The sequence below is a fragment of the Enterococcus sp. FDAARGOS_375 genome (genome assembly GCF_002393265.1).
Taxonomy (GTDB): domain Bacteria; phylum Bacillota; class Bacilli; order Lactobacillales; family Enterococcaceae; genus Enterococcus_D; species Enterococcus_D innesii.
The window spans coordinates 981763-995479 of record NZ_CP023515.1 but is presented as its reverse complement, the minus strand read 5'-3'; the positions used below and the strand labels follow the sequence as shown (position 1 = coordinate 995479).

The 13717-nt window shown below is 39.5% G+C and carries 15 protein-coding genes and 1 tRNA gene; 11 read left to right on the top strand and 5 right to left on the bottom strand.

Going from position 1 to position 13717, the window contains the following annotated elements; translation table 11 throughout:
* Window positions 1-81 precede the first annotated feature (81 nt).
* Entirely contained in the window at window positions 82-1326 is a 1245-nt protein-coding gene (gene glyA / locus CO692_RS05705) for a serine hydroxymethyltransferase (RefSeq protein ID WP_008379359.1), read from the top strand.
* Between the two features lie 248 nt (window positions 1327-1574).
* Window positions 1575-2204 (top strand): uracil phosphoribosyltransferase, encoded by a 630-nt coding sequence (gene upp / locus CO692_RS05695; protein WP_005227894.1) that lies wholly within the window; start codon window positions 1575-1577, stop codon window positions 2202-2204.
* Window positions 2205-2383: 179 nt separating this feature from the next.
* Here the strand turns inward: upp and CO692_RS05690 are convergent, their stop codons facing one another.
* Window positions 2384-2620, bottom strand: coding sequence for a hypothetical protein (locus CO692_RS05690; protein ID WP_005227896.1), 237 nt, complete (start codon window positions 2618-2620; stop codon window positions 2384-2386).
* A 126-nt stretch (window positions 2621-2746) separates the two neighbouring features.
* Between CO692_RS05690 and CO692_RS05685 the strand changes: the two genes are divergently transcribed.
* Window positions 2747-2819: transfer RNA gene (locus CO692_RS05685), tRNA-Thr, on the top strand.
* Window positions 2820-2943: 124 nt separating this feature from the next.
* Here CO692_RS05685 and CO692_RS05680 read toward each other — a convergent pair.
* The 4 genes from CO692_RS05680 to CO692_RS05665 form a co-directional block, all read right to left on the bottom strand.
* Entirely contained in the window at window positions 2944-4113 is a 1170-nt protein-coding gene (locus CO692_RS05680) for a tyrosine-type recombinase/integrase (protein WP_096741803.1), read from the bottom strand.
* 167 nt (window positions 4114-4280) lie between these two features.
* Entirely contained in the window at window positions 4281-4685 is a 405-nt protein-coding gene (locus tag CO692_RS05675; protein ID WP_096741802.1) for a hypothetical protein, read from the bottom strand.
* Between the two features lie 79 nt (window positions 4686-4764).
* Window positions 4765-5232 carry an ImmA/IrrE family metallo-endopeptidase gene (locus CO692_RS05670; RefSeq protein WP_096741801.1) on the bottom strand — a complete coding sequence of 156 codons (468 nt, stop codon included), beginning with the start codon at window positions 5230-5232 and terminating at the stop codon, window positions 4765-4767.
* Window positions 5233-5250: 18 nt separating this feature from the next.
* Complete coding sequence (locus tag CO692_RS05665; RefSeq protein ID WP_096741800.1) at window positions 5251-5568, bottom strand: helix-turn-helix domain-containing protein; 318 nt, start codon at window positions 5566-5568, stop codon at window positions 5251-5253.
* 231 nt (window positions 5569-5799) lie between these two features.
* Between CO692_RS05665 and CO692_RS05660 the strand changes: the two genes are divergently transcribed.
* The 8 genes from CO692_RS05660 (at window position 5800) to CO692_RS05625 (ending at window position 13711) form a co-directional block, all read left to right on the top strand.
* On the top strand, window positions 5800-6039 hold the full coding sequence (locus CO692_RS05660) for a helix-turn-helix domain-containing protein (protein ID WP_096741799.1): 240 nt from the start codon (window positions 5800-5802) through the stop codon (window positions 6037-6039).
* Complete coding sequence (locus CO692_RS05655) at window positions 6017-6274, top strand: helix-turn-helix domain-containing protein (RefSeq protein WP_096741798.1); 258 nt, start codon at window positions 6017-6019, stop codon at window positions 6272-6274. The genes CO692_RS05660 and CO692_RS05655 overlap by 23 nt, the downstream gene beginning before the upstream one ends.
* Entirely contained in the window at window positions 6249-7154 is a 906-nt protein-coding gene (locus tag CO692_RS17870) for a hypothetical protein (protein WP_226818246.1), read from the top strand. The genes CO692_RS05655 and CO692_RS17870 overlap by 26 nt, the downstream gene beginning before the upstream one ends.
* Window positions 7139-7654 carry an ORF6C domain-containing protein gene (locus CO692_RS05645; RefSeq protein WP_096741797.1) on the top strand — a complete coding sequence of 172 codons (516 nt, stop codon included), beginning with the start codon at window positions 7139-7141 and terminating at the stop codon, window positions 7652-7654. Before CO692_RS17870 ends, CO692_RS05645 begins: the two co-directional genes overlap by 16 nt.
* The gene (locus CO692_RS17665; protein WP_192940724.1) at window positions 7654-7809 is read left to right on the top strand and encodes a hypothetical protein; all 156 of its coding nucleotides are present in this window, start codon (window positions 7654-7656) and stop codon (window positions 7807-7809) included. The genes CO692_RS05645 and CO692_RS17665 overlap by 1 nt, the downstream gene beginning before the upstream one ends.
* Before the next feature lie 121 nt (window positions 7810-7930).
* A complete protein-coding gene (locus CO692_RS05640) occupies window positions 7931-8242 on the top strand; it encodes a hypothetical protein (protein WP_226818244.1) in 312 nt (103 codons plus the stop codon).
* Between the two features lie 280 nt (window positions 8243-8522).
* On the top strand, window positions 8523-10493 hold the full coding sequence (locus CO692_RS05630; RefSeq protein ID WP_096741794.1) for a metallophosphoesterase: 1971 nt from the start codon (window positions 8523-8525) through the stop codon (window positions 10491-10493).
* A gap of 11 nt (window positions 10494-10504) precedes the next feature.
* Window positions 10505-13711 (top strand): collagen-like protein, encoded by a 3207-nt coding sequence (locus CO692_RS05625; RefSeq protein WP_096741793.1) that lies wholly within the window; start codon window positions 10505-10507, stop codon window positions 13709-13711.
* Window positions 13712-13717 lie beyond the last annotated feature (6 nt).

The following is a 13717-nucleotide window of genomic DNA, read 5'->3' as shown; positions in this document are numbered from 1 at the left end:
CAAAAAACCAGAATTCATTATAGGTAGCTTATGAAGAAATGTGATACAATGCTACCATTAAGGTAAAGGGGTGTTGTAAGCATGGATTATCAAACGTTTGATCCCGAATTGTGGCAAGCGATCGAAAAAGAAACGAATCGTCAACAAAACAATTTGGAATTGATTGCGTCTGAAAATATCGTTTCAGAAGGTGTAATGGCTGCGCAAGGTAGTATTTTGACAAATAAATACGCTGAGGGTTATCCAGGTCGTCGTTACTATGGCGGTTGTGAATTTGTTGATGTGGTAGAAAACTTAGCAATTGAACGGGCGAAAAGTATTTTCGGTGCGGCATATGCCAATGTTCAACCGCATTCTGGTTCTCAAGCCAACACAGCAGCTTATTTAGCGTTGATCGAAACAGGCGATACAGTATTAGGGATGGATCTTTCCGCAGGCGGTCATTTGACCCATGGCTCACCAGTTAATTTCAGCGGCAAGACCTATAATTTTGTTAGTTATGGTGTTGATCCTGCAACAGAAGTCATTGACTACAATGTCGTTCGTATTTTGGCGCGCAAGCATCAACCGAAACTGATCGTTGCCGGTGCCAGTGCTTACTCACGTACGATCGATTTTGCGAAGTTCCGTGAAATCGCTGATGAAGTTGGCGCAAAATTGATGGTGGATATGGCGCATATCGCTGGTTTAGTAGCGGCTGGTCTTCATCCAAACCCAGTTCCTTATGCGGACATCACGACTTCTACGACCCATAAAACATTACGCGGCCCTCGAGGCGGTTTGATTTTAACAAATGATGAAGACTTAGCGAAAAAAATCAATAGTGCCGTTTTCCCTGGCATCCAAGGCGGACCATTAGAGCACGTGATCGCAGCGAAAGCTGTCGCTTTTAAAGAAGCACAAGATGCGTCGTTCAAAGAGTACTCTGAACAAGTCATCCGCAATGCGCAAGCAATGGCGAAAGTCTTCAACCAAGCACCACAAGCCCGCTTGGTCTCTGGTGCAACAGACAATCACCTATTATTGATCGATGTGCGTGGCTTTGATTTGAACGGCAAAGAAGCAGAAGCCTTGCTGGATCAAGTCAATATCACCGTCAATAAAAACTCGATTCCTTTCGAATCATTAAGTCCTTTCAAAACGAGTGGGATTCGCGTGGGGACACCAGCGATCACTAGTCGTGGCTTTAAAGAAGAAGATTGTGTCGAAGTGGCGAAATTGATCGTCAAAGTTTTAGAAAAACCAAATGATGAAGCCGTCTTGGCAGAAGTAGCGGCGCAAGTCAAAGAATTGACGGACAACTATCCACTTTACAAAAACAAATAAAATGGGACTGTGACAGAAGTTAAGGTCAGACAAGACGTCTCACGCGTTTTTCTTGCGCTCCAGCTCTTTGATCACCAAAAGTGAAAAAGGGGCTAGAATGAATGTAGAGGCGTGTTACATGCCGTCTTGTCTCCTTCCTTCTAACACAATCCTTTTTTTGAGGAAAAGCAGTATTGCCTAGGGCAGATGGTTGTAACAAGAGCCGATTTGCTTTAAAATAAGAGAAAAACCAAAGGAGATTTTTTTAAATGGGTAAATTTCAAGTAATCGATCACCCGCTGATCCAACACAAATTAACAATGATCCGCGACAAGAACTGTGGAACAAAGGTTTTCCGTGAAGTTGTTAATGAAATCGCAATGTTGATGGCGTATGAAGTGTCTCGCGACATGCCGCTTGAAGATCTAGTGATTGAAACACCAATTGAAGAATCAACACAAAAAACACTATCCGGTAAAAAGGTAGCGATCATTCCGATCCTGCGCGCAGGTCTAGGCATGGTTGATGGTATCCTTGAATTGATCCCAGCCGCAAAAGTTGGTCATATCGGGATGTACCGTGATGAAGAAACGCTAGAACCACACGAATACTTCGTAAAATTACCTGAAGATATCGATGAACGTCAATTATTTATCGTTGACCCAATGTTAGCTACGGGTGGTTCAGCGATCATGGCGATCGATGCACTGAAAAAACGTGGTGCTTCAAACATGAAATTCGTCTGCTTAGTTGCTGCACCAGAAGGCGTGAAAGCATTGCAAGATGCCCATCCAGATGTTGACATCTACACTGCAAATCTTGATGAACGCCTAAATGAACACGGCTATATCGTTCCTGGTTTGGGCGATGCCGGTGACCGTCTATTCGGTACAAAATAAATCAATACAAATACGACAACGGCAACTGCTTCAAGTTTTGCCTCGTCAATGACGCCATGGAAGAAGATCGACAGCCAAAACGGTTCGATCGGTTATCCATGGCTTTTTTTGCGTTTTTCAAAAAAACAAACAATGAAAAAAGGAGAAAATCAACTGATTTTCTCCTTGCATTAAACGAGTTATAGTTTGGTTAATTGTTTGTAATTGATGATCAATACACCATTACTTTGCGAAACTAATTTCTGGTTTTCTGGGGTTTCGTTCAGCTCGACCACCGCAGAGTTTTTCAACTGCTTTGTGATGGTACCAGTTTGTTTCTTCCCATGGAACGTGAACATGACAGGAGTAGCGACCTCAAACGTTGAACCTTCTTGTGACGGGACAATTGTTGTTTCGAATTTACCAAATGTTGCCATGTAAAAACCTCCTTGATACTTCTATTATATCACAATTTTCGGAAAATTTCAGTAAGTAGATTTTTTTCAGCAGACCTCTTTACAAAACAACCGTTTTTGCATATAATTTTCTTTGTGCCATACAACGCCAGCTTAGCTCAGTTGGTAGAGCAACGCACTCGTAACGCGTAGGTCACAGGTTCGAATCCTGCAGCTGGCATAACCGAAAAAAGTTATCACATCAAGGATTATCTGAGATGTTGATGACTTTTTTTATTCTAATTTTTTAGTTCGTGGGCAGAAACGTGGGCAGAGAATTGGATTGCCTAAAAATAAATAACGCTTTACTCTTTGAGCAATTCTGAAAATCTATCGCTTGCAGCACGCTTAGATTCTTCTAGAGCGTGGCCATATATATTCATTGTTGTCCTATAATCTTTATGTCCTAACATCTCCTGTACTGCTTTTATAGGTATGTTAGCATCGGCAAGTAAATACGAAGCAGACGTGTGGCGTATGTCATGGAAACGAATGTCCCGCAGTTTGGCACGTTTAATGAATCTTTTCCAATTTCGATAAAGAGAAGTAGGAAGTTCGAAGGTCCCTTCTGGTGAACCAAAAATATACTTATGCTCTGGATCTATATTTAGCTTTATACGAGCTTCTTTATTTTTCATCATAAATTGTTTCATATAATTCATGTAGCTTTCAGGAACAGGGATTGTCTTCGAATCAGAAGCCTTTAATCCGTCTCTCCTCTGATACTTCTTATTCTCATCTAACACAACTCGCTGATGGAAACACACAGTATTATTAGTAAAATCAAAGTCCTTTTCTTCGACAGCGGCAATTTCTCCTTCTCGGGCACCTGTGAAGAATGCGGTTAATACTAATGCTTTTGTTTTATCTGAGGCATGTTCCTCTAATGCTACTAGCATTTTGTTTACTTCATCGATAGAATAGGGCTTTGGAGTATCTGTATTTTTTACGTTATCTTTGGGCAGCCTGACATCTGAAACTGGGTTATGACTAATTATCCTATATTGATCCTTAGCGACATTAAAAACGCTGCTAAGAGCATTTAAAAAGCGCTTTTTTGTCTTTCTCGATATTGATTCTTTATCTTTGCGAAATGACTTGGCGGCAATAACTATTTCTTTTATTTGATAGGGTTTGATTTCTACCATCTTTTTTGCTTTTAGAGAAGGTAGAAACCTTTTCTCGATAATATCGGAGTATTCTCTTAAAGTTCTTGGTTCAAGCATAGAATGTGCTTCTTTTTTCCACATATTCTCATAAAAATTTTCAAAAGTTATCGTTGAGATATCTTCATATCCGTGTTCTTCTAATTGTTCTATCCAGGAATCAAGTTCAACATAAGCTTTACGTTGATTTTTCGATTCAATGGTTTTGCTTAATCTTATAGGATTTCCGTTTTCGTTGTAGCCAACAGTTACTCTAAGTCGGAATTTACCACTTGGCAGTTTTTCAACAGTACCTTTTTCAATCGCCATATTGTTACCACTCCTTGTTTTTGCTACAATAGGCATAGCAAATAAGCCTATAGTTTATTGCTTAGCACGCTCTCGCCGTCCAAAGTGAGGGGCGTGTTTTTTGGTTTAATATAGTATTCAGACATTCAACTACCCTGGAACATTTAGAAGCCTATGATATCAGACTATTAAGTCTCGTTTGTGTTTAAAGAATAAAAGAATGAAACTTTGTTGTTAATAAAATAAATATAGATCTTTTCTTCTTCAGTTTCGGTATCATAAACGTATAACTCTACGTTCTTTTTTTCATTAATAGCCTTGTAAGTTTCAGAGTACTCTGCATATCCTCGAAGATTATCTTCTTCATTTCGATCAAATTCAATTCGAGTGTTGTAAATTGTCGTTATACTATCGTATTTTCCAGTTAAATCATCTCTGTCTGTCGTTTTAAACGACGGTTTACCTAAAACTTCTTCAACTTTTTCTTGATCCATATCAATCGATATTTTGGAAATATCCTTTGAAGTAAGGTTTTTACCGCAACCAGAGAGAACAAAAATAAATATTAATACCAGTGCCAAACTTTTTTTCATTAATTTTCCTCATTTCTGTTATAATTTAATTGTTAAATTCTCAGAAATGAGTTAGTCCGTGTTCCCAGCACGGGCTTTTTTAATACAAACTTTTGAACACACTTACAGTGCCGTTTATGTTGAAAATTATGATGTATTTATCTTCCGTTTTAATACCGTCGTATTTACGAGCGTAGAACTTAATAGCTGCTTTAAAAGTTTTTTCAGGAATACTAAGATGATCAGCACATTCCCAAACACTAACGCACCCGCTTTCAAAACATTCTATTATATCACCGGGTGTCACGAGCAGAGCTGCTCCAGTATCCCTAGCTTTTTGTTCTTGTTTTCGTTTTTCAAGTGAGTCTTGCCTTATTATGTCGCCACTACCTGTTAAGTAATGTCCAATTTCCTCAGCTACCGTAGAATTTAGTTCCTCGTATTCTTGATCAGGGTTAAGATAAACAGTTGATCCATAAATCATTCCTTTTTGATTGAACGGCATAAGAGGATCAAACTTGTATTTTAATTCTGGGAAACTCGACATTAATTCTTCGTAAACCTGCATGAAATCACCTACCTCAATCTATAGTGGATTATTCTTTCTGTATTCGATATATCGCAATATATCTTCCATGTCTTCCTCAGACACATCGTCGTCTATATGGGCCGCTAATAATTCACCTCTTGCGCCCAATACCGAATGGTCTTTTGAGGATCTACCAAGTAAATAATCCACAGATACATCAAAAAAGTCAGCCAGCTTTTGCAACGTTTCTATAGAAGGGTTTTGTTTACCCCATTTACCTATAGTGCCGTTCGCAATCCCAACTCTTCTTTCTAATTCAGCAATTGTCAATTTTCTTTGTCTAGCCAATTCTTTAACTAATTCTTTTGTATTCATTTTTATGCTCCTTAAAAAAATGCACAAAATAGATAGTTAGCTATTGACAAATAGATTATAGGCTATTATACTAGGGGTGTACTTGTGAGAGGGTACAAACACATAACCTTGAACTATTATCATTGAGCTAAAACTTTGTGTATTTAGGTTTATTTCGTATGCATTAATAATAGCTAAATATCTAATAGTTGTCAAGAGTGATAGCTTATTTTCTATCGAGGAGGTGAAATAATGATTTATGAAGTTATTAAAGAAATTGCTGATCAGAAGGGCATTAGTATTTACCGAATCGAAAAGGATTGTGGTATGTCTAATGGAATCATTGCTAAATGGGGGAAAACAGCTCAGCAAAGCCCAAAAGTAAACAACCTGATCAAAGTTGCTGAATACCTAGAAACGCCGCTTGAAACTTTCTTAGAAAAAAAGAAAAAAGAGGAGAGTGAAGAAGATGACAAATCTAGCATTAGTTAACCTAGATGACTTAAAGGTTCTGTTATCAGAGCATTCCATACCAAATGAGGTTTGGAATTCAAAACAAGCAGCAGACTTTTTAACAGTCAGTGTTCCCACGCTGCATAAAGAAGCTGAAACAGGGAAAGTGCCAGGCGTTAGGATAGGTAAGGATTGGAAGTTTTCTTCAATAGCTTTATATCAATATGTTGCTAAGGAGGGTCATCAAGGTGAAAGAAGTTTCAACAAATTTTGACTATTCTATAGTAGATGATACCACTGCTCAATTTTTAAAACTAAAAGAACAGGAACTACAATCAATCGTTCTGAATAGTTCAATTCAATTGGGAGAGAAGTTAATTGAGGCGCAAGAAAAACTAGCCAGCTTCAAAACGGGAACATTCGAGAAATGGTTCAATTCAATCGGGTTGAAAAAACAAACTGTATATAACTACATCAACCAAGCTAAATTCGTCCATCAGATGGACGAATACAAACAAATCGAAATGTTCCAGGAACTACCAACCACACTCAAAACGGAAATATCTAAACCGTCAGCTAAACCAGAAGCGGTAGAAATGGTGCTCTCGGGTGATATAAAAACCACCAAAGAATACAGAGAGCTTGAAAAGCAGCTAAAAGCTAAGGATGAGCAAATCAAACTACAAGCACAGATGATTGATGATCTCAATGAGCAAGAAACGGAAGTAGTTGAAAAAGAAGTCATTGTCGAAAAGATTCCAGATGACTATCAGCAGCTTAAGCAATCTACGAAGATCGTTGATGAAATCACCAGAGAAAACCAAGCGCTTAAAGCTGAACAGGAAGCTTTGAAACAACGTATAGCAGATTCCGAAAAAGCATTGCAAGAAAAAGCGAAGATTGAAAATGATGAACTAGAACAAGCGCAACTAAAACGTTTGAAACGAGATGCTGATATCAGTGTTCATAAACTCATTATCAATATGAATCAATTTGTTAAAGAACAAGCGGTAACGGTATACGATTCGCAAGCAATCGCTGGTGCGAACGATGAGACAAAGCAAAAACTCACGGATTCAATTTCCAGAGTTGAAAAATTATTAAAACAAATCAAACAAGAAATTGGAGGAGAAGTAGCATGGGTAATCAATTAATGGAAAACAGCACGATCGCATTGATCCACACATTGGAAACGCAAGGCAAACAAAGTGAAGCGCTGGTAAGTTTGTTGCGTGAAATGGGAAATGTCAAAGAAGAAATGATTGAGCTGAAAGATGAAGTAAAAGAGCACGTCAGCGAAAGCCGCTCGTTATATGAAAAAATGTCTGAGCAAGTCACTATCACGTATGAAGAGCAAAAGGAATTGCGCTCAATCGTCAGCAAACTAGCCATTAGCTTAACCGAAGAACATCAAAAGCGCCAAGGTAAAACATACAGTGGCAATCTATTTAAAGCTTGGAAAGGCATGTTCATGAGTCGTATCCACTCTAAGCTAAAGAAACGCATGAACGTTGTCCGTTACACATCAATTAAACGAGTTGATTACGACGAAGCTTTAACCTATTTAAACGTACTAACTTATGAACATTTTAGCTTATCTGATTTGCAAGCAACGCCTGCAGTATTGAACGTTTTGGAATTGGAGGATAAATAATGGAGTACGAAAACGTAAAGGAAGCCTTAAAAGATGCAATAGAAATTGCTGAATCTAAGGAAGTGATTACTTGGGATATCGACACAAATTCCAGACCGGCGACAACTGAAGAAGTGCAAGAAATGATTCGTGAACGCCTGTATACTGGTGCGTGACGGAACGGCTTAGAACGCTATTTAAAGCGGTGTGCGTGAAGGTAATGAACAACGCGGCAATTGTGAGTTTTGGCAGTGAGCGGACGGTCGTTAGGCTTCGGGATATGAAGAAGGTGGAATGATGGCATTCAATCCAGATTTGTATAGATTGGAGCGTTTGGTTAATACACCAGGCGCTGACAAAACAGAGATTGCAACATTAAGGCACAAACTGTGGACAACAAGCATTGAAGCACCAGGGCGAAAACGGCAGTATGATGTAACGCCAGTGAGGTTCACTTTCCCGAATGGCGAAGTTAAAACATACGGTTCGCAGACAGATGCAGTTGAAGTGTCTGGATCACATAAGACGACTTTAGAGCGTGCCTCTAGGTTGGGGTTACCGCTGAAAAAAGGCAATTTTGCAGGTGCTATGGTGGAGATATTGAGTTAGTAATCGGAAGATATACACAACTGAGAAAAAAGGAGTCATTATATGTTAAAAAAAATATTTTGTAGGCACAATCACGGATTGAAAACTCTATACACTTTTAAAGATGAAGGGTGGAATAAAACTGTATATGTTAGGTCATGTAACAGATGTGAGCGTAGATGGTTTTTCCATAAAGAAAATAGCACATACTTTGTAACAAACGCTTATAAAATTTCACTTCTAAACGGAATTACAGAAGATTAGTCAGCAATCCGACGAAATAGCAGAAAGGAAAAAGATTATGGTATATCCGAATTTTGAGAAAGAAAGTTCCACCTGTGCTAATTGTGGCAACGCATTGTTCAATGATGGAGCATGGACTAATCAATCATATTTAACGGTTAGAGACAATTTTATGATAGCTAAGTTTTTCCAGTTTGAAGATGGAACTGACAATATGTTTTGTGATGCAAATTGTCTTGCTAGTTTTCTTTCAGCGGAAGAAGTGGAAATAGCAGAAAGCGAGGAATTACATGCAAGCACAGGATCTGCACCTATTGAAAACTATAATGAATTAAGAGCAATATTGGAAGCGCGCAGCCAGCCAACTTTTTCCGCTGAGGTCGATATGCTATTTAATGATGGAGACTTCGAAATTGGCGATTGGCTTACATTTATTGACGAGGAGTACAACCCAGCGTTAAGAGTCAAGGCTAGGGTATTAAACAAGGAAATTCATCGTAGTAACCCTGCTGAAAACAAAGCAACAATTGGTAATTATCAATTATTAGAAAGTCTTATCAGCAGCGATCTCACGGCAAGGCAGCAGCAAATGAACAAACCAAACAGTATGTATTTAATCAAGTTGATTCCGGATAATGGGGTTAGCTTTGTTGACGGAGAAGAAAAAACAACTAATATCACTGCAACGATCTATAAAGATGGCATGGATATTACATCCAGTGTTTCAGCTGATGATATTTTGTGGTTTAAAGTTGATAAGGATGGCAACCACGATACAGCGTGGGAAGACTTGTACAATCAGTCTGGAGCAACTGTGCAAGTAACGAGTGACGATTTTACCGAAGTATCCAGTATCCGTTGTGCGTTAACAATTTTTGATAATCACTTTGTTCAAGCTATTTACTTTTTAAACGGTTTGCGAGACGTGGCCCGCAAGGTTTTGCGTTTGCAAACCAAAGACACGATCACTAGCGTCCATATATCAGATACACATTATGCGACTGATTCCATAGGGCGTGGCGATCTAGAAAACTATGGACGTAGTAATAGCCATATTAAAAACGTAGCTGAATTTACCAATTTTGTAGATGTCGATTATGTCGTTCTAAACGGCGATACACATGATGGATCAACAGCCAATAAAAATATCGCACTATCTAATTATCGAGAAGCAGTCAGCACGTTGGGGATGTCAAACGCACCATACTTTGTGACTTGGGGAAACCATTGCAACAATTCATGGGGAGACAATGTTACGAATTCAATCACGAAAACCGTGAAGAATTACCAGCCTAAAACTGCAATGACCTCACTGCATGGCAAACTGCGCCAGGTGATCACACATGAAGAGATGTACCAAATTGCTACAAGACCAAGCACGATCTTCAATATAGTAGAAAACCCTCTCGATAAGAAGGGGTATTATTACTACGATGTGCCTGATAAGAAAAATAGAGTGATTATACTCAATGCACAGGATGTACCTATTAGTTTAGATGATGATGGCTTTGCAAAATATATTGATATCAATGTATCTGGCTATCGTCAAGCCCAAATAAAGTGGCTGTATGATGTGTTGAAAAATACCCCAACTGATACGACTGTATCCATATATCAACACTATCCGTTTGGCAAACGTTATAAAACAGATATGGATTATTACGCATATAACTACGAAATGATTGATGGAATCATTGATAGCTTTGTCACTGGTGGTACGTACAGTCGAACATATAATGCAAATACAGACTTCGCAGCAAGTATTTCTTGTGACTTTGAGGGTCATAAAGGAACGCTTGCTTTTTTAGCGCATGGACACATGCACAACGACCGAATCAGTAAAGATACTAACGGAACAGTGAATTACTCTATCGGCTGTTCTGTGAGCCGTCCGAAGAAAGACCAGGGGGACAGACCGCTTGGGGTTTTGGAAGAAGATCTATGGGATGTGGTTGTTTTGAACACGAAAACCCGACACGTTGATTTGATTCGCTTTGGCAAAGGCACCGATCGGTCATTTGATTATTAGGAGGTGGGAGAATGCCAGTAGTACAAGATGAAATTAGTTTAGTCAAAGTTGCAAACGGTGACGATGGCCGAGGGATACTTGGCACTCCGGTTGCAACGTATGCACAATCAACGAGTGGAACGATCCCACCAACCTCATGGTCAGCAACACGACCTAATGTACCGGCTGGTCAGTATCTTTGGACAAGGGTTGTCACAACATATACCGATAACACAACATCCGAAACACAAACTCCAACTCTGATGGGGGCTGAAGGTGAATCTGGATTAGGCATTAAGGATAAATCAATCAGCTATGCAGCAGGAACAAGCGGAAACACGCCGCCTACAAGTGGGTGGCAAGAAACGATTCCGACCGTATCATCAAATCAGTATCTTTGGACTAAAACAACACTGATTTATACAGATGAATCAAAGACTGAAGCGTATTCTGTAGGAAAGATGGGGGCAGATGGTGCGAATGCTAAGTTGCTCTATCTTACTGCTTCAGCTGAAAACATGGCTTTTAATGCCGATGACACGCCTAAGACGACACAGACGATAAACATATCGGCAAAGCTTCAAAACGTCACAGGAACTGCAACGTTCGCTGCTATTCCTTATATTGGTAACACTGCTCAAACCGCAATTACTCTCGGTGGAACTGGTAACACAAGAACTTTGACAAGTGCACAGTGGACCAATAAAGATTGGACACTGATCGCCATTACCGCAACTTTGGACAATCTAAGCGATACGTTAAGTATTGTAAAAGTAAAAGACGGGAAAGAAGGGGAAACCTATTTCCCTCATCCAGCATGGATGATGGTAGACGGTACATTTACGAAGGTTTATCCGAATGAGAATTTAATTGATGCTAGAGTTGTTATTCCAAGTTCTAACAATTCCAACCTATATCCTATTACAAATGAAACTAGATCGGACAACGGTAAGCAGTTTTCTCGTACACGCCGTACAAATCCAACACAATATCCCACAACATTTAGTATATTCACAAGTATAGATGTAAGGGCAATTGCTCCCGCTCTAACTGGCAAAAGAATAGGGTTGAGTAACTATGTTAGGGGAAGTACAGCTGTAAATATGTCACTGATGGCTAGATATGTAGGTACTAATGAATCGGGAACATTTCCTAATGAAAGTGTAGGCGTTAAAATCGGCACATCATGGCAAAAGGTGAGTTTCATAGTTGAATCTTTTCCGGCTGACGTATCAACAATAAGGTTTAATCCGCTTCAAATTGCTACACCAGTTCCTGATCTTTCTCAGTTTTTCTTGGACATGAGGGATTGGAAAATTGAAATTCTAGACAATGATCAGGAACCAACTTATTTCACAACGCCGCCTTCAGTAGACTACGAAAATGCCTATCCAAAATATGAAGGATTTTACTCCGACACAAATGAAGCTGGTTCTGACAATCCAGATGATTACAAACCTTGGACACCTTTCATGGGACCTCAGGGACCAGCAGGAGAAGATGGTAAGGATGGCTCTGACGGTAAGGACGGAGCAAACGGCCAAGATGCAAAAGAAGTCATCAGTGGGTATCTTTCAAATGATTCCATCATAGTACCTGCTAATGCATCTGGCACAGTAACTGACTTCACGAAAGCTCTTGGAGATTTTATTATCTACGAGGGACAAACTAAAGTTTCATCTGGTGTGACGTATTCGAAGGTTTCTGAAACTGGGATGACTAGCACAATCAATTCAGCAGGTCGTTATACAGTTACTGCTTTGTCGGCCGATGTTGGAACCGTAACATATCAAGCGGTGTACAAAGCTGTGACAATTCAAAAGATAATGATTGTCGTAAAGAACAAGCAAGGAGCCACAGGGCCAGCCGGATCAAACGGAACTGATGGAAAAGGAATCGTGTCTAGTGCTACTACCTATCAAGCTGGTACTTCTGGTACAACACCGCCTACAGGAACTTGGAGTACTTCAATACCTAGTGTTTCTGAGAACCAGTACCTTTGGACAAAAATTGTTCTTACTTACTCTGACAATACAAATTCAGCTGCATATTCTGTGGGGAAGATGGGAGCAAAGGGGGAAGCAGGTGCTACTGGATCGACAGGAGCAACGGGAGCAACAGGTAATGGGATTAAAAGTACAACTATCAATTTTGCTAGTTCTACTAGTGGGACAACAGCGCCTAGTAGTGGATGGAGCACATCAATTCCCACAGTAGCTGCAGGAAGTTTCTTGTGGACAAGGACAGTATTAACTTTCACAGATAATACAACAAACACTTCATATACTGTTGCCAAGCAAGGTGAAAAGGGCGATCCGACTGGTATCATTAGTCAATCCAAAGTGCCAACTAATCCTTATGTTGGTATGCTTTGGCAAAATACCGGAGCGAGTGGCTATATTATCGGTGCGACCTATCAATGGAATGGAAGCAAGTTTAATCTATATATTTTTACAGCGGATAATATAGTAGCTACTACTTTATCTGCAATCACTGCTAATCTAGGAAATATTACTGCCGGTAATATTTCAGGTGTGACAATCAGTGGTTCTAAGTTCATCAATGAATTTTCCTATCAACCTTATCCTACTAATTCAAGCATATTTGTTTTCGGTACTACCACAATTGAAAACGGAAGATGGAATACCGAATATCGACAAGAGGGAAATAAAGGTATAGGAATCGTTGATCATACTGGTACAGCAATTCTTGATCCAACAGGAGTACAATTTTCTCAAACTATGGTTGCTAGCAATGGTGAAAATAGCTTTGCAAAGTTTAATGCTCTTGAGCTAACTATGAATTATGGTGGGCGTGGCGGAACCTTGACATATAACGATTTGTACAGTCTGCCTAAAACGGGTATTCCTTCAGCAAGTGGTTGGTCACAATATAATACAAGTGAAAGCTCAGAAAACTTCCCCAGTGCTACAAGACAAGGAAGAATGGTCCAACTTTCAGGAGCGTTTAAAAATAATGCTGTTAAAGCAGCAGGTACAGAGAATGATGTGATGGGCACACTCCCACTAGGGTATAGACCAACAGCGGATTGTAACTTTATATGTCAAGGGACAGGATCAAATATTTATCTTTTAACTGTTAAATCAAATGGGCAACTCACATTTAGCAGATATAGAGGAGATACTGGAGCCTCTAATAATTATAGATTTGATTATAAAGAATGCGGAGCAAATTCTTGGTTAAATATTGCTTGTACATTTGCCGCCGCTGACGTTTGAAAAAAG

What these genes read in the sequence shown, in the direction of transcription:
- CO692_RS05645 (WP_096741797.1), top strand. Translation starts at nt 7,139, where the DNA reads ATGGGTAATCAATTAATGGAAAACAGCACGATCGCATTGATCCACACA.
- CO692_RS05675 (WP_096741802.1), bottom strand. Translation starts at nt 4,685, where the DNA reads ATGAAAAAAAGTTTGGCACTGGTATTAATATTTATTTTTGTTCTCTCT.
- CO692_RS17665 (WP_192940724.1), top strand. Translation starts at nt 7,654, where the DNA reads ATGGAGTACGAAAACGTAAAGGAAGCCTTAAAAGATGCAATAGAAATT.
- CO692_RS05690 (WP_005227896.1), bottom strand. Translation starts at nt 2,620, where the DNA reads ATGGCAACATTTGGTAAATTCGAAACAACAATTGTCCCGTCACAAGAA.
- CO692_RS05655 (WP_096741798.1), top strand. Translation starts at nt 6,017, where the DNA reads ATGACAAATCTAGCATTAGTTAACCTAGATGACTTAAAGGTTCTGTTA.
- CO692_RS05625 (WP_096741793.1), top strand. Translation starts at nt 10,505, where the DNA reads ATGCCAGTAGTACAAGATGAAATTAGTTTAGTCAAAGTTGCAAACGGT.
- upp (WP_005227894.1), top strand. Translation starts at nt 1,575, where the DNA reads ATGGGTAAATTTCAAGTAATCGATCACCCGCTGATCCAACACAAATTA.
- CO692_RS05660 (WP_096741799.1), top strand. Translation starts at nt 5,800, where the DNA reads ATGATTTATGAAGTTATTAAAGAAATTGCTGATCAGAAGGGCATTAGT.
- glyA (WP_008379359.1), top strand. Translation starts at nt 82, where the DNA reads ATGGATTATCAAACGTTTGATCCCGAATTGTGGCAAGCGATCGAAAAA.
- CO692_RS05640 (WP_226818244.1), top strand. Translation starts at nt 7,931, where the DNA reads ATGGCATTCAATCCAGATTTGTATAGATTGGAGCGTTTGGTTAATACA.
- CO692_RS05680 (WP_096741803.1), bottom strand. Translation starts at nt 4,113, where the DNA reads ATGGCGATTGAAAAAGGTACTGTTGAAAAACTGCCAAGTGGTAAATTC.
- CO692_RS05665 (WP_096741800.1), bottom strand. Translation starts at nt 5,568, where the DNA reads ATGAATACAAAAGAATTAGTTAAAGAATTGGCTAGACAAAGAAAATTG.
- CO692_RS05630 (WP_096741794.1), top strand. Translation starts at nt 8,523, where the DNA reads ATGGTATATCCGAATTTTGAGAAAGAAAGTTCCACCTGTGCTAATTGT.
- CO692_RS05670 (WP_096741801.1), bottom strand. Translation starts at nt 5,232, where the DNA reads ATGCAGGTTTACGAAGAATTAATGTCGAGTTTCCCAGAATTAAAATAC.